Origin of the sequence: Antrihabitans spumae (assembly GCF_043944905.1) — a bacterium.
GTDB lineage: Bacteria > Actinomycetota > Actinomycetes > Mycobacteriales > Mycobacteriaceae > Antrihabitans > Antrihabitans spumae.
Window position 1 is genome coordinate 1 of record NZ_JBIMSN010000144.1, and the last position, 20,036, is coordinate 20,036.

The 20,036-nt window shown below is 63.0% G+C and carries 14 protein-coding genes, 1 tRNA gene and 1 other RNA gene; 6 read left to right on the forward strand and 10 right to left on the reverse strand.

The features are described from left to right. Nucleotides 1-70: 70 nt before the first annotated feature. The 5 genes from ACHIRB_RS27780 to ACHIRB_RS27800 all read right to left on the reverse strand — a co-directional run bounded on the left by ACHIRB_RS27780 (nt 71) and on the right by ACHIRB_RS27800 (nt 7,310). Nucleotides 71-1,114 carry a hypothetical protein gene (locus ACHIRB_RS27780; protein ID WP_395115244.1) on the reverse strand — a complete coding sequence of 348 codons (1,044 nt, stop codon included), beginning with the start codon at nt 1,112-1,114 and terminating at the stop codon, nt 71-73. A gap of 153 nt (nt 1,115-1,267) precedes the next feature. Next, nucleotides 1,268-3,406: a 3-hydroxyacyl-CoA dehydrogenase NAD-binding domain-containing protein gene (locus ACHIRB_RS27785; RefSeq protein WP_395126028.1), complete on the reverse strand. Its 2,139-nt coding sequence runs from the start codon at nt 3,404-3,406 to the stop codon at nt 1,268-1,270. Between the two features lie 56 nt (nt 3,407-3,462). Further along, the gene (locus ACHIRB_RS27790; protein ID WP_199704833.1) at nt 3,463-4,677 is read right to left on the reverse strand and encodes an acetyl-CoA C-acetyltransferase; all 1,215 of its coding nucleotides are present in this window, start codon (nt 4,675-4,677) and stop codon (nt 3,463-3,465) included. Nucleotides 4,678-4,961: 284 nt separating this feature from the next. Continuing rightward, nucleotides 4,962-5,123: a hypothetical protein gene (locus ACHIRB_RS27795; protein ID WP_199704832.1), complete on the reverse strand. Its 162-nt coding sequence runs from the start codon at nt 5,121-5,123 to the stop codon at nt 4,962-4,964. Nucleotides 5,124-5,234: 111 nt separating this feature from the next. Then, the gene (locus ACHIRB_RS27800) at nt 5,235-7,310 is read right to left on the reverse strand and encodes a DNA polymerase III subunits gamma/tau (protein ID WP_395126011.1); all 2,076 of its coding nucleotides are present in this window, start codon (nt 7,308-7,310) and stop codon (nt 5,235-5,237) included. 89 nt (nt 7,311-7,399) lie between these two features. Between ACHIRB_RS27800 and ACHIRB_RS27805 the strand changes: the two genes are divergently transcribed. The 4 genes from ACHIRB_RS27805 to ACHIRB_RS27820 all read left to right on the forward strand — a co-directional run bounded on the left by ACHIRB_RS27805 (nt 7,400) and on the right by ACHIRB_RS27820 (nt 12,981). Then, nucleotides 7,400-8,500, forward strand: coding sequence for a DUF2855 family protein (locus ACHIRB_RS27805; protein ID WP_395126012.1), 1,101 nt, complete (start codon nt 7,400-7,402; stop codon nt 8,498-8,500). Between the two features lie 80 nt (nt 8,501-8,580). Then, complete coding sequence (locus ACHIRB_RS27810) at nt 8,581-9,870, forward strand: ammonium transporter (protein WP_395115249.1); 1,290 nt, start codon at nt 8,581-8,583, stop codon at nt 9,868-9,870. Between the two features lie 91 nt (nt 9,871-9,961). Beyond that, entirely contained in the window at nt 9,962-12,181 is a 2,220-nt protein-coding gene (locus ACHIRB_RS27815; RefSeq protein WP_395126013.1) for an MMPL family transporter, read from the forward strand. Further along, complete coding sequence (locus tag ACHIRB_RS27820) at nt 12,181-12,981, forward strand: thioesterase family protein (protein ID WP_395126014.1); 801 nt, start codon at nt 12,181-12,183, stop codon at nt 12,979-12,981. The genes ACHIRB_RS27815 and ACHIRB_RS27820 overlap by 1 nt, the downstream gene beginning before the upstream one ends. Nucleotides 12,982-13,077: 96 nt before the next feature. On the opposite strand, the gene ACHIRB_RS27825 is transcribed toward ACHIRB_RS27820, so the two are convergent. The 3 genes from ACHIRB_RS27825 to ffs all read right to left on the reverse strand — a co-directional run bounded on the left by ACHIRB_RS27825 (nt 13,078) and on the right by ffs (nt 15,173). Beyond that, complete coding sequence (locus ACHIRB_RS27825; RefSeq protein ID WP_199704828.1) at nt 13,078-13,656, reverse strand: HhH-GPD-type base excision DNA repair protein; 579 nt, start codon at nt 13,654-13,656, stop codon at nt 13,078-13,080. A 30-nt stretch (nt 13,657-13,686) separates the two neighbouring features. Continuing rightward, entirely contained in the window at nt 13,687-14,973 is a 1,287-nt protein-coding gene (locus ACHIRB_RS27830) for an aspartate aminotransferase type Ic (RefSeq protein ID WP_199704827.1), read from the reverse strand. Nucleotides 14,974-15,078: 105 nt separating this feature from the next. Then, nucleotides 15,079-15,173, reverse strand: an RNA gene (gene ffs, locus ACHIRB_RS27835) — signal recognition particle sRNA small type. Between the two features lie 84 nt (nt 15,174-15,257). On the opposite strand from ffs, the gene ACHIRB_RS27840 reads away from it, so the two are divergent. Both ACHIRB_RS27840 and ACHIRB_RS27845 read left to right on the forward strand, forming a co-directional pair. Beyond that, a tRNA-Ser gene (locus ACHIRB_RS27840) sits at nt 15,258-15,345 on the forward strand. Nucleotides 15,346-15,537: 192 nt separating this feature from the next. Continuing rightward, nucleotides 15,538-16,632 carry a Fic family protein gene (locus ACHIRB_RS27845; protein ID WP_395126015.1) on the forward strand — a complete coding sequence of 365 codons (1,095 nt, stop codon included), beginning with the start codon at nt 15,538-15,540 and terminating at the stop codon, nt 16,630-16,632. Between the two features lie 16 nt (nt 16,633-16,648). On the opposite strand, the gene ACHIRB_RS27850 is transcribed toward ACHIRB_RS27845, so the two are convergent. Together ACHIRB_RS27850 and ACHIRB_RS27855 are read right to left on the reverse strand one after the other, a co-directional pair. After that, complete coding sequence (locus ACHIRB_RS27850; RefSeq protein ID WP_395126016.1) at nt 16,649-17,851, reverse strand: hypothetical protein; 1,203 nt, start codon at nt 17,849-17,851, stop codon at nt 16,649-16,651. Nucleotides 17,852-17,957: 106 nt separating this feature from the next. Next, nucleotides 17,958-19,997, reverse strand: a complete 2,040-nt coding sequence (locus ACHIRB_RS27855) for a CocE/NonD family hydrolase (protein WP_395126017.1) — start codon at nt 19,995-19,997, stop codon at nt 17,958-17,960. Nucleotides 19,998-20,036: the final 39 nt, after the last annotated feature.

Sequence of the window (20,036 nt, forward strand, 5' to 3'; positions counted from 1 at the left end):
GACAACGGCGTGCGCTCACATCAACACCAAAACCACCCACGGTTAGAGCACAAGAGCCTCTTTTTGGTGGTCAGGCCCTCCGAAAAGACTCACAAGCAGCGCAGTTGCCTGGGGTTTTTCGGACCCAGCCGTTGCGGGTGAGCACCTGCTCGACCTCGGCTGCAACAGCGCACGGCTTCTCGGTGACCTCTTCGTAGCCGAAGGTCAGGCGTGGTCTGCCGGCCAGCTCCGCGGCATTGTCGCGGCGTCGGTCCCTGAATGCCACCTGCGCAATCGCGTGTACACGTTTGCCGTCCAGTCGTACCAATAGCGGAACGCCGAAGTCCGAGTAGTCGCAGTCTTCGTACAGCGTCCTGCCGTCGACGACGACGGGACTCTGCTTCCGTGACACAGGTAGACCGTGCGCTTGCTCGACATCGACGACGTAACGATGTTCGAGTACCGACTGCACGCCCGAGGCCATAAGCGCCACTGCTGCATCCAACGCCTTTCGATACCGACGCGGAGCGCGCTGCTCGAGGCAGCCTCGGATCTCGTCCAAGCGGATGTTCGCATTGGTCACCGTTGCGATCAGAGAATCGTGCGCAGCGCGGGCCGACGGTTCACCGACAGCGAGATCGATTGCGGTGTCGGTCTTTTTGGTTCGAGGGAAGATACCGTCCACCGCGATATGCGCCTGTGCCCGCGACCGATGGACGACGACGCCGGGATGTCGCAGATCACCGACGAGCGGCAGCGGTCGGGCTCCTGTCGCCGGAGGCGAGACGTAGGTCGGCGACTGGCACTTCGCCGATTCGCCGTACGGAACGGTCACGTGGATCGGCTTGGTCGGATCGACGGGGAGAATTCGCCATTCTTCCGCTGCGGTTCGATGGCTCAGAATTGCGCGCGGACCGGCGTACAGAAGTGCGGCCATCAAGGCCATCTGCCGTGAGAGAGGTCCGTTGGTGACGGCGTAGATGCCGCGCAGGACTGCCATCCACTGACCGGTTTCGACCAGATGCCGTAGTCGAGGGCGGGCGTAGCCGTAGGGAGCGAGTTGCGTCTGAGTCGCGAGGCCGTACTGCGAATCGAGCAACACTTGAAAGTTGTTGGCGGACCGAGGAGACGTCATACGCCAATAGTGCGGTCACGGGGCAACGGGCCCTGAAGCGCGACCTGGGCTTTTGGATTGCCCTGTGGATAACTACAAGCCTGTGGACAACCGGGGTCGTGAGTCCTTTCGGAGGTCGGGACCTCCGAAAGGACTCACGAGCGGCGAAGCCGCCTAGCCCTTCAGGCTGGCGGGCGGAGTGAAGCGCTCGCCATATTTGGCCGCGAGCTCTTCGGCGCGGGCGACGAACGCCGCCTTGCCACCATTCGGGTATCCGACGATGAACTGGTGCACGCCACCGGTCCAGGCCGGGAAGCCGATGCCGAAGATCGAGCCGATGTTCGCGTCGGCGGTGGTGGTCAGAACACCCTCGTCGAAGCACTTCTGCGTCTCGATCGCCTCGGCGAACAGCATCCGGTCGATCAGATCCTGGAACGGAACGTCCAGGTCGGCCTTGCTCTTGAACTGGTCACGCAGACCAGCCCAAATGCCGGTGCGCTTGCCGTCTTCGTCGTACTCGTAGAAGCCGGCCTTCTCGAGACGACCTGGGCGACCCTCGGCAACCATGAAGTCGATGACCTCTTGCGCAGCGTGACGCTCGCGGCCCATGGTGGTATCGCCAGCTTCGGCGGCCTCCATCGTCTCCTTGGCGATCTTCTGCATGAGCTTCATGTTCAGCTCGTCCGCCAACTGCAGCGGTGCTGCCGGGTAACCGGCCTGCAGACCTGCCTGCTCGATCGTGGCAGGCTCGACACCTTCGGCGAGGAACGCGATGGCCTCGTTGATGAAGGTACCGATGACACGCGAGGTGAAGAAGCCACGGCTGTCGTTGACGACGATCGGGGTCTTCTTGATTGCCAGCGTGTAGTCGAACACGCGAGCAAGCGCCTCGTCGGACGTCTTCTCACCACGGATGATCTCCACCAGCGGCATCTTGTCGACAGGCGAGAAGAAGTGGATTCCGATGAAGTCTTCCTGACGCTTCACACCGGCGGCGAGGCCCGTGATCGGCAGGGTCGACGTGTTCGAGCCGAGCAGCGCATCGGGATCGACGATGTCTTCGATCTCCTGGAAGACCTTGTGCTTGAGTTCGGTGTTCTCGAACACTGCCTCGACGACGAAGTCGACACCCTTGAAGTCGTTGGCATCGGCGCTCGGGGTGATGCGAGCGAGCAATTCCTTCGACTTCTCTTCGGTGGTCTTACCGCGAGAAAGGGCCTTGGCCTCGATCTTCTCGGAGTAGTTCTTGCCACGCTCGGCTGCCTCGATGGTGACGTCCTTGAGGACGACCTCGTACCCGGCCTTTGCCGAGACGTAGGCAATGCCCGCGCCCATCATGCCTGCGCCGAGGACACCGATCTTCTTGATGTCCTTCTTTGCGACACCTTCCGGACGGGAGCCACCGTTGTTGATGCTCTGCAGATCGAAGAAGAACGCCTGGATCATGTTCTTCGCAACCGGACCGGTGAGCAGCGAGACGAAGTAGCGCGACTCGATGAGCGACGCGTTGTCGATGTCGACCTGCGAACCTTCGACCGCTGCGGACAGGATTGCCCGCGGTGCCGGCATGTTCGTGCCCTTGATCTGCTTACGCAGGTTGGCCGGGAAGGCAGGCAGGTTCGCTGCGAATGCAGGCGAGGACGGGGTGCCGCCGGGGATCTTGAAGCCCTTCTTGTCCCACGGCTGAACGCCACCTTCGGGGTTGGCCTTGATCCACGCCTTCGCGGCAGGAACCAATTCCTCGACCGAACCGACAAGCTCGTTGACCAGGCCGATCTCCTTGGCCTTGGTCGGGTTGTTGCGCTGACCCTGCAGCAGCACACCCATAAGCGCGCCCTGCAGACCGAGCATACGAACGGTACGGATCACGCCACCGCCTGCGGGCAGCAGGCCGAGGCTGACCTCCGGGAGACCGATCTGCACACCGCGCACGTCGGCAGCGATGCGGTAGTGCGTTGCGAGTGCGATCTCGAGGCCACCACCGAGTGCGGCACCGTTGATCGCGGCGACGACGGGCTTGCCGAGAGTCTCGAGGCGCCGCAGCGCACCCTTGATCTGAGCGAGCTCGTCCATCAATGCCTGGCCGTCGTCGGGGCCAACTTGGAGCATGTTCTTCAGGTCGCCACCGGCGAAGAAGGTCTTCTTCGCCGAGGTCAGCACGACACCGGCGATGTCGTCCTTCTCAGCTTCCAAGCGCTCGACCGTTGCGGTCATCGAGTTCTTGTACAGCTCGTTCATCGTGTTGGCGCCCTGGTTCGGGTCGTCCATCGTCAGTACGACGATGTTGTCCGAATCCTTTTCCCAACCGATCATGTTTGCGGTTTCTGTGGTCGTCACAGCGTTTGTCTCCTAGAAGTTTCGGTTGGGCGTCAGACGCGTTCGATGATGGTGGCAACGCCCATGCCGCCGCCGATGCAGAGGGTGATGAGGGCGTAACGACCGTTGCGACGCTCGAGTTCGTCGACCATCGTGCCGGTGATCATGGCGCCGGTGGCACCGAGCGGGTGACCCATCGCGATGGCGCCGCCGTTGACGTTGAGCTTCTCGTCCGGGATGTTCAGGTCCTTCTGGAACTTCAGGACGACGGACGCGAACGCCTCGTTGATCTCGACAAGGTCGATGTCGTCGAGGGTCAGGCCGGCCTGCTTGAGGGCCTTCTTGGCGGCCGGAGTCGGTCCGGTCAGCATGATCGTGGGATCGGCGCCACTGGTAGCGGTCGCCACGATGCGTGCACGCGCGGTCAGTCCGGAAGCCTTGCCTGCATCTTCGCTGCCGACGAGGACCAGCGCGGAGCCATCGACGATGCCCGAGCTGTTGCCACCGTGGTGAACGTGGTTGATCTTCTCGACGGCGTGGAACTTCTGGAGTGCAACTGCGTCGAAGCCGCCCATCTCACCGATGATCGAGAACGACGGGTTGAGCTTCGCGAGATCTTCCGACGTGGTGCCGGGACGCATGTGCTCGTCGTTGTCGAGCACGACGAGGCCGTTGATGTCCTTGACCGGGACGATCGACTTGGCGAAGTAGCCGCCGGTCGTCGCCTTGGCCGCGAGATCCTGCGAGCGGACGGCATATGCGTCGACATCGTCGCGGGAGAAGCCTTCGATCGTGGCGATCAGGTCGGCGCTCACACCCTGCGGCACGAAGTAGGTGTCGTAGCTGGTGGCCGGGTCCATGGCCCACGCGCCGCCGTCACTGCCCATCGGCACGCGCGACATCGACTCGATGCCACCTGCGATGACCAGCTCGTCGAAGCCGGAGCGCACCTTCTGTGCAGCAAGGTTGACAGCTTCCAGGCCCGAGGCGCAGAAGCGGTTGAGCTGGAAGCCGCCGACTGTGTCGGGCAGACCTGCGGCGAGCACTGCGGTGCGCGCGATGTCTGCACCCTGGTCGCCGACCGGTGCGACGCATCCGAGGATGACGTCGGAGATGCGGTCTTCGTCCAGGTCCGGGAATCGGACGCGGAGCTCGTTGATGAGTCCGACCACGAGATCGATCGGCTTGACCGAGTGCAGCGACCCGGTCTTCTTTCCACGGCCACGCGGAGTGCGAATAGCCTCGTAGATAAACGCCTCTGTCGTCACTTTGACGTCTTCCTTCCTGTGTGCGGCCAGCGCCGCTCGTTCGAACTAGATCGGCTGCCGAGAGATCGGCAAGCCTGTTGGCGGGGCCGCCAGTAGGACGTGTGCAAACTTCACGTCCATTCCCGACGAATGTTGACGCTGTATAAACATCGTCAACTCAGTACAGCGGTCCATTGCACCCTCCACCATAGAACGAACAGGCATGCGGATGGAAGCTGCCCCACCTTAAATCCGGAAAATATGCGAATTTCAGTTAACTTAGAGCGCCGTTCAGGCCCGTTCAGCTACAGACCCTGGCACAACGGCGACTCGGCCCCGTACTGCGCGATGCACGCGCCCCACTCGCCGAGCGCCCCGAACGCATCCGGAACGAAGCCGAGAATCGTGCTCGGCAACAAAGGAATCAGCGCGGGAATCAGCCCGAACACGTCAATACCGAAGATCATGTCAATTTCCCGTCAATATCCCTTGGACGATGTGGCTCGTGTCAGTATGGCCGCCGACGACCGCACGCATGGCGGGTCCGACCAAACTGACCCGCACTGCCTTTGCGAGGCTCAAACGTCGAACGGTTTTGCGCCGAGCTCGGTCTGCAGAAGCTCCAATGCGACATCGTCGGGGTCACGCCTGTCGGCCTGGTCGACCGGCTGCGCGGACTCCTTGATCATCTCGTCTTCCTCCTCCGGGGTTGGAGGCGGTGGCGGACTCGGGTCGTCCGGATAGTCGGGCTCCTCAGGAGGCGGGGGCACCTCGTCGTCGGTCGACGGCGACGACGATCGCGCAGGCGCCTCTGGTTGCCCGCGACTCGGGCGCGAGAACCGTGGACCCCCGTCTGCGGGAGCGGTGCGAGGAGCAGCCTTCTTGGCAGGTTTCACGGCCGCGGAAGCACCGGGCAATCCGGTTTCGCACCGGACCTCCCAGTCGACACCAAGCACGTCGCGGAGTGCATCGCGAACGACCTCCGCATTGCGCGATTCCATGAGTCTCTTTGCGAGAGGAGCAGATTCGTGCGTGAGGATGATGACTCCGTCGCGAACATCTGCGACGGTCGCACCAGAAAGCATGACCTCGACCGTCCGGCTGCGATCCCGAACTTTCGCCCGAACCTCGGACCACACGGCACGAACCGCGACGGCATCGGGTTGATTCGACGCTGCCGGAGCTGCTGATTCCTGAGCTGCTGGCTCGGGTTGCGGTTCCGGTGCTTCGGCGACGGGCGGAGCTTCGGTCGGTTGCTGCGACGACCGCCTGAACGCAGGCTGCGGCGCGGGAGGGGTCTGTTCCGGTGGTGCCACGGTCGGCGGAGCAGGCCGCTCGGTCGGTGCAGGTGGTGGCACAACTGTGGGGGTCTCGACAGCAGCAGGCACGACCGCGGGCGGCGAAACTGCCGCAGCCTCAGGCCTTTCGATACTGCGTCGACGGACCACGGGAGCAGGCTCTGCCGCACTCTCCACGTCGGAGCCGCTCGACGGTCTCGTCACATCGAGTCGGCGTTCGATGCGCTCGATCCGCTGCAACGCCGCAGATTCGGCGTCAGACGCCGATGGCAGCAGCATCCGGGCACAGATCACTTCGAGCAGCAGCCGAGGAGCGGTCGCGCCGCGCATCTCGGTGAGCCCGGCATGGAGAAGCTCTGCGTACCGCGCCAGCGTCGCCGGACCGATCCGTTGCGACTCGTCCAGCATCCGCTCGAGTACATCGCCAGGAGCATCGACCAGACCGCGTTCGCCTGCGTCGGGAACCGCACGAAGCAGGATCAGATCGCGGATGCGTTCGAGCAGATCGACGGCGAAGCGGCGCGGATCGTGACCCGCCTCCATCACCTTGTCGACCGCGCCGAAGAGCGCTGCGCCGTCGTTGGCTGCAAGAGCGTCGACGGCTTCGTCGATCAGCGCGATGTCGGTGACGCCAAGCAAAGCCAATGCGCGTAGATACGTGACACCATCGTCGCCCGCACCGGCGAGCAGCTGATCCAGCACGCTGAGCGAATCTCGCGGCGAACCACCACCGGCGCGGATGACCAGCGGATAGACCGCTCCCTCGACAGCGACGCTCTCCTGGGCGCAGATCTTTTCCAGCAGACCGCGCATGGTCAGAGGTGGCAGCAACCGGAACGGATAGTGATGGGTCCGGGAGCGAATGGTCGGCAGGACCTTGTCCGGCTCGGTCGTCGCAAAGATGAAGATCAGGTGCTCCGGCGGTTCCTCGACGATCTTGAGCAACGCGTTGAAGCCGGCGGTCGTGACCATGTGCGCCTCGTCGACGATGAAGACGCGGTAACGCGATTCCGCCGGAGAGAAGAAGGCACGATCACGCAATTCACGGGTGTCGTCCACACCGCCGTGGCTCGCGGCGTCCAGCTCGATGACATCGAGATTGCCCGGCCCGCCGGGAGCAAGCGCCTCGCAGGAAACGCACACCCCGCACGGGGTCGACGTTGGTCCCTCGACGCAGTTCAGCGACCTGGCAAGAATTCGAGCGGACGACGTCTTGCCACACCCACGCGGACCCGAGAACAGATACGCGTGATTGATTCGCCCTGCATCGAGTGCGGTGCTCAGCGGCTCGGTGACATGCTCCTGCCCCACCACCTCGGCGAAGGTTGCGGGTCGATACTTCCGGTACAGGGCCACGCGGGTGAGGGTACCGGCGTGCGCCGACAAGCGGGGAAGGCAGCGGCGAGTTCACCGAATTGTCGGTCGACGCCGGTAGGTTCGCCGACGTGACCTTCCAAGGTGTCGATCTGCTTGTCCGGCGCGACGATCCGCGCATATCCGAAGTCCGTGCCGCGACAACCCCCGATCCGGAGGACGGGCAGGTTGTCGTCGAGGTGCAACGTTTTGCACTCACCGCCAACAACGTCACCTATGCGACGGCGGGCGACGTGCTCGGCTATTGGCAGTTCTTTCCGGCGCCCGACGGCTGGGGTCGAGTTCCCGCGTGGGGTTTCGCCGAAGTTGTCGCAAGCTCGACGGAACTGGCGAGCGTCGGCGATCGTCTCTACGGCTTCTGGCCGATGTCGACGCACGCGACCATCACCCCCACAGGCAAACCCGGCTCACGGCTGCTCGATGCGACACCACATCGTCGTCAACTGCCTGCGCTGTACAACGCCTACCTCCCAGCCGGGCCCGAAGATCCGACCCGGGAAGGGCTGGAATCGCTTGTTCGTCCACTGTTCGGAACGGCTTGGCTGATCGCGGACCAGCTCGAACAGGCGGGTTTTCACCAAGCGTCGACGATCGTTCTTTCGAGCGCATCGAGCAAGACCGCAGCAGCGACGGCCTGGTGCCTCGGCCGCTACCCGAACCGTCCGCAGGTGGTCGGCCTGACCTCACGACGCAATCGCGATTACGTCGAAGGCCTCGGCAGCTACGACGCAACGATCACCTACGACGAGCTCGCAGGTTCGACGCTGACCGAACCGATCAACTACGTCGACGTCGCAGGCAATGCCTCGACCAGACGCACGGTGCACACCCTGTTCGGAGCCGGTCTGGCGCTGTCGTTGACCGTCGGTTCGACGCATTGGGAGGACCCGGCTGGTTTCAACGGCGACGACACCCTGCCGGGACCCACGCCGCAGCTGTTCTTCGCTCCGTCGCAAATAGAGAAACGGACCGAGGAGCTGGGGCGGCACGAGCTGGTGCGGCTGATCGGTGGAGCACAGAACGAGTACCTGGACGTCTTCTCGCAATCGACGAACGTTGTTCTTGCGACGACTCCCGACGATGTCCAATCGGCGTGGAGCGCAACGAGCGACGGATCTACCGAGCCGTCGAGTGGGATCGTCGCATCGCTTCGTAACCCAGCCGGCGTGTAGCCATTCGATAGCCCGCCGACGATCGACCGACCGGCTCGCCATATCCTCTTGCGAGCATCCGGCCTGCGAAGGAGATAGAAGTGTCGATCGATCCTGCCGCCACAGCGTGGTTGCTTGCGAGTACGGCTCTCGTTCTGTTGATGACGCCGGGTCTGGCGATCTTCTACGGCGGGATGGTCCGTTCCACGGGTGTCCTCAACATGATCATGATGAGCTTCATCTCGATCCCGCTCGTCACGGTCGCGTGGTTGCTCTTCGGTTACAGCCTCGCATTCGGTGACGATGCAGGCGGCGGCCTCATCGGCAACCTCGACCACGTCGGCATGGCGGGCATCGACCCGACCACGGTCCGCAGCAACGTGCCCGAACTGCTGTTCGCGACATTCCAGCTCACCTTCGCAATCCTCACTGTCGCACTGGTCAGCGGCGCAATCGCGGACCGTGCGAAGTTCTCGGCATGGATGCTCTTCGTGCCGATCTGGGCGACGCTCGTCTACGCCCCCGTCGCGCATTGGGTCTGGGGACCGGACGGCTGGCTCGCGAAGTTCGGTGCACTCGACTACGCAGGCGGTTTGGTTGTCGAGATCGTGTCCGGATCATCGGCGCTTGCCCTCGCGCTCGTCCTCGGTCCCCGGATCGGCTTCAAGGCCGACGCGATGCGACCCCACAACCTGCCGTTCGTTCTGCTCGGCGTCGGCCTGCTGTGGTTCGGCTGGTTCGGCTTCAACGCCGGCTCGGCGCTCGCAGCGAACGGCATGGCTGCGGCGGTATTCCTCAACACGATGATCGCGGGCTGCCTCGGCATGCTCGGCTGGCTCGCGGTCGAGCAGATCCGAGACGGCCGCCCGACCACGTTCGGTGCGGCTTCGGGCGTGGTGGCTGGACTTGTCGCGATCACGCCGTCGTGCGGTTCGGTGACGGTTGTCGGTGCGCTTATCGTCGGCCTGCTTGCCGGTGTCGTGTGCTCGTTCGCTGTCGGCTGGAAGTTCCGTGCGGGCTACGACGATTCCCTCGACGTGGTCGGCGTGCACTTCGTCGGCGGCGTCGTCGGCGTGCTGCTGATCGGCTTCCTCGCAGCCGAAGTGATGACCGGCGGCCCCGAGGGCTTGCTCTACGGCGGCGGACTGGCTCAGCTCGGAAAACAGGCTGTCGGTGTCGTCGTCGTTGCCGCGTACGCGTTCGCAGTTTCCTTCGCCGTCGGCAAACTGATCGACAAGACGCTCGGATTCCGAGTCAGTGCCGAAGACGAGACTGCGGGCATCGACTTTGCCCAGCATGCTGAAACCGCGTATTCCGAAGGTGTGCACGGACATTCGCAGAAGCGACCGGGACCGTTCGGGTCGGGCCAGCCGAATCGCGAACGAGACTGAGACGTTCCGTCCCGCGCAGGGCGACGACGACGATATTCTGACGCCGCCAGTTTGATCGTCGGGGTTGTGCTTAGCCTGCGGAGGGACGTCGATGCTCGTCCGTGTTGCGAGGCTTGCGGTCCACCGACCGCGGATCGTCCTCGTCGGGGCACTGATCGTCGCTTTTCTGGCGATCGTGTTCGGGGCATCGGCTGCGGACCATCTCAAGGGCGGCGGCTTCATCCCTCCCGATGCCGAATCGACCAGGGCGACAAACCTTCTCAACGACAGTTTTCACGGTGGTGAGCCCAACCTCACACTGCTGATCACCACGACCGACGGGGTCGACTCCAATCCTGCTGCACGCGCAGCGGGCGACCGGATCGCTGCAGCTCTTCGAGCCGAACCCGAGGTCAGCGCGATCACCTCCTACTGGGAGGTGCCCGCCAATCTTGCGTCCGCACTGCGAAGCAAAGACGGCCTGAGTGCGCTGGTCACGGCGCGTGTGGCCGGCGACGACAACGAAGCGCCCGCTCGCGCCGAGCGCATCGTGGAGGGACTGACCGGTACCGCCGACGGCGTCACGGTTAGGGCCGGTGGTTTCACAGTCGTCTTCCAGCAGATCAACAGCCAGATCACCAAGGATCTCGCGGTTGCCGAGGCCATCGCGATTCCGTTGACGCTGCTGTTGCTCATCTGGGTGTTCGGCAGCGTTGTCGCCGCCTTGCTACCGCTGCTCGTCGGCCTGTTCGCCATCGTGTCGACGCTCGCCATCCTGCGAGCATTCACCCTGGTCACCGATGTTTCCATCTTCTCGCTGAACATGACCACCGCGATGGGTCTGGCGTTGGCGATCGACTACAGCCTGTTCATCGTGAGTCGATACCGCGAGGAACTCGAACGAGGACTCGAACCCGAACAGGCCGTGTTCCGCTCGGTGCAGACAGCTGGGCGGACCGTCTTCTTCTCGGCACTGACCGTCGCTCTGTCACTCGCCGCGCTTGCCGTCTTTCCGCAGTACTTCCTCAAATCGTTCGCGTATGCAGGTCTGGCAGTTGTCGGTACCGCGGCGCTCGCGTCGATTCTGGTTCTGCCTGCGGCGCTCGTCCTGCTCGGTCGCCGAGTCAATGCGCTCGACGTGCGGGTGTGGTGGCGACGCCGAACCGGACGCCCGAACCCGACCGTCCCAGACCCGGAGCAGACGCTCTGGTACCGCGGCGTCACCGCTGTGATGCGAAGGGCCGCACCGGTCGCCGTCGTCGTCATCGTCGCGCTGTTGTTTCTGGGAGCGCCTTTTCTCAACGTCAAGTTCGGCTCTCCTGACGACCGTGTGAACACGGCGGACGCGACCAGCCGTCAGGTCGGCGACATCATGCGGACCGATTTCGCACAGGACGCTGCCGCCACGACCACGGTCGTTCTGCCTGATTTCGCAGGCAAGTCGGAGGAGTTGGCCGGCTACGCAACCGCTCTGTCGAAGGTCGACGGCGTCACCGGTGTGCTGTCACAGGCCGGTGTGTTCAGCGCGGGCCTGCGCATCACGGATCAGTCGCCTTTCCCACCGAACGGCGTCGGGACCTACCTCAGCATCGGAACGAGTGCCGACCCGTTCTCGGATGCGGGCACCCGTCAGATCGACGCGCTGCGCGCAATACCGAGCCCGGGTGAGTCCCTGTTCACCGGTGCGGCAGCGCAGAACGAAGACACTCTCGATTCGCTCGGCGAGAAGTTGCCACTCGCGCTCGGCCTCATCGCTCTGACGACCTTCGTGCTGTTGTTCCTGTTCACGGGCAGCGTTGTGCTCCCGTTGAAAGCACTGGTGCTGAACACTCTTTCGCTGACGGCCGCATTCGGGGCGATGGTCTGGATCTTCCAGGAAGGCCACCTTTCCGGTCTGCTCGACTTCACGGCAACCGGCTTTCTTGTGCCGACGATGCCGATCCTGATGTTCTGCATCGCGTTCGGCATGTCGATGGACTACGAGGTTTTCCTGCTCTCCAGAATCCGTGAAGAGTGGTTGAAATCCGACCGTACCGACGCCGCCAACACACACGCCGTCGCGCTCGGAGTCGCCCGGACCGGCCGAATCATCACGGCCGCAGCAGGTTTGATGGCAATCGTCTTCTTTGCCATGACGTCGGCGAACATCTCGTTCATCCAGCTGTTCGGGCTCGGGCTCACGATCACCGTCCTCGCGGACGCGACGCTCATCCGCAGTGTGCTGGCTCCTGCGTTTATGCAATTGCTCGGACGGGCGAACTGGTGGGCACCGAAACCGCTCGTCGCGTTGCACAAGCGAATCGGGCTGGAGGAAGAACCACCGTCGCGATAGTGAACACTGGCGACGTGAACGCCTTCTACATCCCGATCGGTGACGGCCGCTTCGAATCGACCGAACACACCCGTGGACCTTGGTCGCCCGACGCGCAGCACGGCGGTCCGCCGTCGGCGTTGCTGGGCCATGTCATCGAAAGATGCGAGCCACGTGAAGGTTTCGATGTCGGTCGGGTCGCCGTCGAAATACTCGGCCCGGTTCCGCTTGCACCCTTGACCGTCGAGGCCAGGGTGACGAGGTCGGGCCGCAGCGTCGAGTTGATCGAGGCGACGCTGAGCTCCGAGCGCGGCGTCGTGATGAAGGCGAACGCATGGCGCATCAAACGATCCGATCCCCCGCTCGAGCTCGACCCTGCGGTGCTTCCGTCCGGTAGTCGTCCAGGTCCCGACACAGCGAACGCCGACGCACCGTTTCCGTCCGTGCAGAAGATCGGGTTCCACACCGCGATCGAATATCGTTTTGTGTCAGGCACTTTCATCGAACCCGGACCCGCTGTGTGCTGGATCCGGTTACGTCAGCCGATCGTCGCCGGACACGACCCGAGTCCGCTCGAACGCACCCTCGCGGCCGCGGATTCCGGCAACGGCGTCAGCGCAACACTCGACTGGAACCGCTACGTCTTCATCAACACCGACCTGACCGTGACGCTGCACCGACAGCCGGTCGGCGAATGGGTGTGCCTCGATGCGGTCACCTATCCGCAGCCGCACGGCATCGGGATGGCGGAGTCCGCACTCTTCGACGAGCAGGGTCCGCTGGGCCGGTCGACTCAGACGCTGCTGGTAGGTCGGCGCTGAAGTTCTTGGATGCTGAGGCTCGTCAGGGTGCGCCGATCCGGGTCGGTGTGCAGCACACTGGACGCACGCTGACCGCAAACGGCGCAACCTGACGCATCAAGCTTTCTGCTTCGCCGCAGCTTTGGCCTGCTTCTTGAATTCGCGGACCTCACCGAGCGTTTCGGCGTCGACGACGTCGGCGACCGAACGCCGGGACCCCTCGTCGCCGTAGGCTCCCGCAGCCTCACGCCAGCCCGCGGGCTGCACGCCGACCTGCTTGCCGAGCAGCGCGAGGAAGATCCGCGCCTTCTGATCGCCGAAGCCCGGCAGCGACTTGAGCCGCTTCAACACCTCTTTGCCGTCAGGGTCGCCGACGGTCCAGAGCGCTTCCGGATTGCCGTCGTATTCGTCGACGAGATAGGTACAGACCGCCTGGATCCGCTTCGCCATCGAGCCGGGATAACGGTGAATCGCCGGCGTCGTGGAGCACAGCGTCGCGAACTCGTCGGGATCGAATTCCGCGATCTTGTGCACGTCGAGTCCACCGATGCGGTCGGCGATCTTCTTCGGGCCGCCGAACGCGGCCTCCATCGGGTACTGCTGATCCAGCAGCATTCCCGTCAACAACGCGAGAGGCGATTCCGACAGCAGTTTGTCCGCGTCGGGGTCCTGCGCGAGCCGCAGCGTGAGTGCCATGCTTCGATCCTGCCACGACCGGCCGGGCAGTTAACCGGCGATCAGCTTCTCGGTCGCGGCGAGCAACACACACGTTGCGACGCCGTCCATCGCCGACGCGACCTCGTCCAGCGGCGGCAGCGACGGGGCGAGGCGGATGTTGCGGTCGTCGGGGTCTTTGCCGTACGGAAATGCCGACCCTGCCGGTGTCAATGCGATCCCGGCTTCCTTCGCCAATGCGACAACGCGCCCCGCGGTTCCGTCGAGCACGTCGAGGCTGATGAAGTAGCCGCCCTTGGGATCGGTCCAGGACGCGGTCTTGCTTGCACCGAGGCGGTCTTCGAGAATGTCGCGGACCAGCGCAAACTTCGGCGCCATGATCTTGCGGTGTTTCGCCATATGGGCACGGACGCCGTCGGCATCCTGGAAGAACTGGGCGTGCCGCAGTTGATTGACCTTGTCAGGCCCGATGGTCTTTTTGCTTGCGTGCTGGACGTACCACTTCAGGTTCGCCTCGGAAGCACCGATGAAGCTGACCCCTGCGCCGGCAAAGGTGATCTTGGACGTCGACGCAAACACCAGCGGGCGATTCGGATTGCCTGCGGCGGCGGCCATCCCCAACACGTCGAGGTTGGGTGCGGCCTCTTCGACCAGCGGATGGACGGCGTAGGCGTTGTCCCAGTACAGCCGGAAATCCGGAGCTGCCGTCGGCATCGAGACGAGAGCTTTGACGACAGCCTCGGAGTAGACGACACCCGTCGGATTGGAGTAGTTCGGTACCGCCCACAGTCCCTTGATCGAGGGATCGTTCGCGACGAGCTCTTCGATCGCGTGCACGTCGGGTCCGTCGGGGTTCATCGGAATGGCGATCATCTCGAAGCCATATGCCTCGGTGATCGCGAAGTGCCGGTCGTAGCCAGGGCTCGGACACAGGAATTTGCGACCCGGTTCGTTCGCCCACGGTGCCGGCGAATCGACCGTTCCGGCGAAGAGTGAGTAGACGACAGTGTCGTGCATCAACTCGAGGCTGGCATTGCCGGCCGCATACAGATTCTGGACGGGAATACCCAACAGCTCGCCGAAGATCGCCCGCAGTTCGGGCAAGCCGGTCAGTCCGCCGTAGTTTCGACAATCAGTGCCGTCGGCAGCACGAAAGTTGGTTCCCGGTAACGAGAGGAGGTCTTGCGAGAGGTCCAGCTGCGCAGACGACGGCTTACCTCGGGTGAGATCCAGCGTCAGCTTCTGCGACTTGAGCTGCGTGTAGTTCGCCGTTTGGCGATCGCGCTCGGCAACGAGCTCATCGGGACTCATCAACCCGTATTGGGTCTGGGTAGGCATCCTGCTGACGACCTTTCGACGGCACGACGATCACGGCACGGTGTCGGCGTGTCACGTTACTCGAATGACGACTGTCGGTCGCTGCTACGTACGGCGGCCAGAAATGTAAGGGGACCCCGCGCACCCGGCAGAGCCCGTTGACCCTTGCTGCCTTCCGGCCCTGGGGGAGTTCACAGGATGCGCGCCGCGCGGGATCCATCGAAGAGTGTAGCGGGACGCACCGTCAGAGCCCGCAGCGGTCGGCGATTCTTGGAACGAGGGGGTTAGCCGGTATGCTGCTCCACGGAGGATTCGCCTAGTGGCCTATGGCGCTCGCCTGGAACGCGGGTTGGGTTAACGCCCTCAGGGGTTCAAATCCCCTATCCTCCGCCACGAATCGAGCCCCTGACCAATACGCGCGTGGTCAGGGGCTTGTTCTATGCGACCGTCGACCCGTGAGGCTGGCGATCGGTCGCGCTTGCGACGTCGTGGTCCGACAAACCAAAAACCTTCACACATTGTCGCGATGTGTAATATTTGGACTGCCTTCTTTACATGTCAGCTCCTCTGTGGGATTGTCACGCCATGCCCAACTGGAACCCCGAGGCCCCCTATAACGCACTTCCACCTCCACCCACCGTCGACGAGCTAGAGACGAAACTCGTGCTCAAGGCCGCGATCGGTGCAAATGCTGCTGTGGCCCAGCTCGATCAAGCCGTTGTATCGATTCCGAACCCCACAGTTCTGATCAACACGATCCCGCTTCTTGAAGCACAAGCTTCTTCCGAGATCGAGAACGTCGTCACCACCGCAGACGCACTGTTTCAGCACCTCGAGGATGAGAAAGGTGCTGACCCTGCCACCAGGGAGACACTCCGCTATCGGACGGCCCTGCGGAACGGCTTCGAGACAACCCTCGATCGAGGCCTGACTGCCGGGACCGCAGCGCTGGTGTGCAGCACGATCAAGAACCGCGAGATGAAGGTCCGCGCAGTTCCAGGAACACGCATCGCGAACACGGCTACCGGCAAGATCGCTTACAGTCCGCCCGAGGGGCAGCATCTGATCACTGAGAAGCTCGGCGAGTGGGAGTCGTTCATTCATTCCGACGACGGCATGGATCCGCTGGTTCGCATGGCGGTAGCGCACTATCAGTTCGAGGCAATCCATCCGTTCAGCGACGGAAACGGCCGTACCGGTCGAATTCTCAACATACTGATGCTGGTCGAGGCAGGTCTGCTGCGATTCCCGGTGTTGTACCTATCGCGGTACATCATCGACACCAAACAGGACTACTACCGGCTACTGCAGAATGTGACCGCCGACGACGCATGGGAGGAATGGATCCTCTACATCCTCAGCGGGATCGAGCGGACCTCGCGGGCGACTCTTCGGAAAATCGAAGACATTCGCTTGCTACAGGCGGATTTCAACGAGCGCGCACGCGAAGCCTCCAAAGGTGGCGCAAACGCGGAACTCCGATCGATTCTGTTCGAGCAGCCGTACTGCAGGATCAGGACGGTCGTCGAGCGCTGCAGAGTGTCACGCCCGACCGCGACCAGCTGGCTCGACGACCTCGCGAAGGCTGATCTGCTTCAGGACATGAAAGTCGGCCGGGATCGGCTGTTTATCAATCGGGAATTCCTGGAACTGCTGGTCAGGGCAGAACCCACAAGTTAGGACAGATCGACAGAAGCTAATCGCGCTGCACCTGGGCCGCAATCCGCACCGCCTCGCGTTCGGCGAGCACTTCTTCCGCGTAGCCCACTTGCCGGACCCGAACGTCGTGGTAGATCAGGGTTTGCAGGATCCGGAAGAACGAGATACCGATCGCGAGAACGACGATCATGGCGATCCAATGCACCATCATTCCGATGATCATCGTGACGATCGAGATCGGGACTACAACGACGAACCAGAGCAGATGAATTCCAAGGAGGCGCCCCAGCGCAGGGCGGGTCAGGCTGTACGTCCGCTTGAAAGTGTCGACTAGTCCGGTCTTCTCGATCACCATGACGATAGGGGCGAGGCTGAGCAGCACGCCGGCAACGAACTCGACCGCAATCAGAGCGAAGGACGGCAAGATCAACAGCGTCTCCGCTCCCCCGCTCGTGACGATCATCGACATCGGAACGATCAGGATGTACGGCAGCAGGAAGATTGCGTAGAACACCAGCATCAACTTGATCAGCGCGGACATACGCGAGAGCGCATTGCTCACGACCGGCCCGATTTTTGCTTGCTCACCACGAATCGCCCGGTCCGCTCCGACGACTGTCACCGCAGCGATGAACGCATCCATCGGAAGGGCGACGGCAGTCACGATGAGAAGTGTTGTGACGAACGCTGTCAACAGTGCGTCGACCGAGAACGCGTCCGAGACAATCACGGTGAATACGAGCTGAACCAGGAACATGATTCCCGCGATGCAAGTGCTGATCACAATTGCGGGGAGCACGAGGGTGATCCGCGGGTTGCGCTTCATCACGGCGACCGCGGCGCTCAGCAATTCCACGAAGCCAAGTGGGCGGACCGGAACTACGTCGCCGAGATAGACGATCCGATCGGATTCCGCGTCGGCTTCGGTGAAGGTCGGCACCTGGGCTGCCAGTCGATTTTCGACAAGAAACGCGTGCATGGCGTCAGGCCAGAGCGTGCGATCTGCTCGCAGTTTCCGCGCAAAATGCACACACGCAGCCGCGGCACCCAGCCATAACGCGATGAACACCAATTGCGAGAGCAAGTTGGTCGATTCTTCGCGTTCGTAGGTGATCGAGTCGTAGGTCGTCTCGGTGGAGACGCCGTTTCCCAGCGTGAGCAACGCGAAGAGCCCGAACAACGCCGCACCCGCCCACGCTAGGTGATACGGCTTCAGATCAAATTTCGGCGCAGGTTCCATGACGGGCCTCCAACGGTCGGTCGCGATGTACGCAAACGTACAGCGACCAATTACGTTGGTATGTAGGCTATTTGATGGACATTGCGCCTTGCCTGGAGAGCGTCGACTACCCGATCGGCCTGCTCAGTGGCACGTTCACCCAACTCGGTGCCGACGGATCGAGCACGACGTGCTGCGGCCTGAGCTGCGATTCGAGCAGGAGCGCAGGAATCATCATCCCCCTAGGAAAGTTGGCGGCGTAGACGTCGACACGCAGTCGGTGCCCCGGCTGCAGGACCGCGTCGGTTGCGACGAGCCCGACGTCGAGCGTCGTCGGTTGGCCCGGTACAACTGCCTGCCGATCGGCGAGCGTCAACGTCGGGAACGGTGCCGTGTAGTCGCCGTTCGCCGACTTGGAACTCTTACTGTCGTCGTTCGCGCGCAACGACGCGGTCAGTTGGCCCGACGTGAGAACTCTCGAATTGCCATCGGGCGCAACGTCGTTGAGAGTGACGGACCAATAGCCGTCCGTCGCGTCCAAGACTGTGTTGAGGTGCACGTTGACCGGACCCGATATCAGAGTCGGCTCGGTCACGGGCTGCCCGGTGAACGTCAGCGCCGCAACTTCTGCGACGCGAGAATCCTTGCCGCAACCGTCCACGATTCCGATGACGCCCGCAGTGCCCTGGGCCCCGTCACGAGAGCAGATGGTCGACAAACCGGGAGAGACGGTCAACGTCGAAACACCGCTGGGTGGCGTCGAACTCAGCGTTCCGTCGTGGGCGACGATCCCGGTCGTGCCGCTCGGTTCGGCCGAGAGGTACTGCCGCGTGTGTGTGACGCCAGATCGGGGAAACTCCTCACCGCCGGTCCACCCGCCGCCCTGCTGAAACAGGGTCGTCGAGCTATAGCGATCGATGCCGTTGTCAATGCCCTTGAGCCACTTGTCGAACCACGCTCGCTGCAGCACATCCATCCGCGGCGGTGCACCCGCGACCCCCATTCCGGCTCCGAATGTCGAGTGGTACCAATCCCCCATGACGAGCTTCTTCTTCGACGTCGGGAGCGGGATCGCGTTGTAGGCAGCCGGTTGCGAGTTGGCGAAGATGTCGTGCCACCCGCCGATGATGAAAGTCGGAGCCTCGATCTGCTCCGGATGACCGGTGACGCCTTGTCGGAACGGACCGTTCGGGTCGAGCAGTTGTTCCATGTCCGGCGGAATCGCGTCGACCGACGGCACGACGAGTGCCCGCAGCAAGGTGTCGATGAACGTCACAGGGCTGGCGACTCGGTCGGCCAACCATTTCCAGTCGAACTGACCATTGACGATCGAGGCGAGGTCCGGCACCCACTTCGCGCCGTTGACGACCGCGAGCCAGAGCGGAACGAAACCGACCACGAAACCGCCGCCCGGCGCCACCGTGTCTCGCAACAGATCACTGCCAGGGACAGTCGCGAACACCGCCTTGACCGACGGTGGCTTTTGCTCAGCGGCTTGCATCGCACTGATGCCGCCATTGGACACGCCGGTCAGACCGATGTTCCCGTCCGACCATGGTTGCTTCGCCGACCACTCCGCAATTTCGACGGTGTCGAGCTTTTCGCGCTCGCCGAACACCTGCCAAACCCCCTGCGAGAAGCCTGTTCCCCGTACGTCCGCAACGATCTGCGTGTAGCCGCTTTGAATCAGCTTGCGGTCGACGGCAATAGTGCGAGCAACACCGCTGGTGCCGATCTTGATCTGATCGCCGAGTCCTGAGAACGGCGTGCCGTTCAAGTTGAACAGATCGAACCTGTTGATCAGCGTGACCAGGGAGTCGTACAGGTACGGAATCGACACTGCCGACTCCAGCAGCATGTAGGCGAGCTTTGTGTACGGCGTCATGTTGACGATCGTCGGTAGCGGCTTCTCGACGATGCGTCCGGCGGCATCCATCGGTCGATAGACGTTGGCCTTGATGACGACGCCATCGCTCATCGTGATCGGTACGTCCCAATCGATGTGGACGCCCGGATATTCGGCCGGACCGTCGTGCACCGCGGTCCACGCAGCGCCAAGATCGCCATCTGTTTCTGCATGCGCCACCGGCATCGCCAGCGCGCCGAGCGCGACCGTGGTCACGACAACGGCGATGCCCGACACCCATCTTCGTACGAATAGCTTCATTGCACCCGACCTGCTCTTTCGTCCACGACACCCGACCGA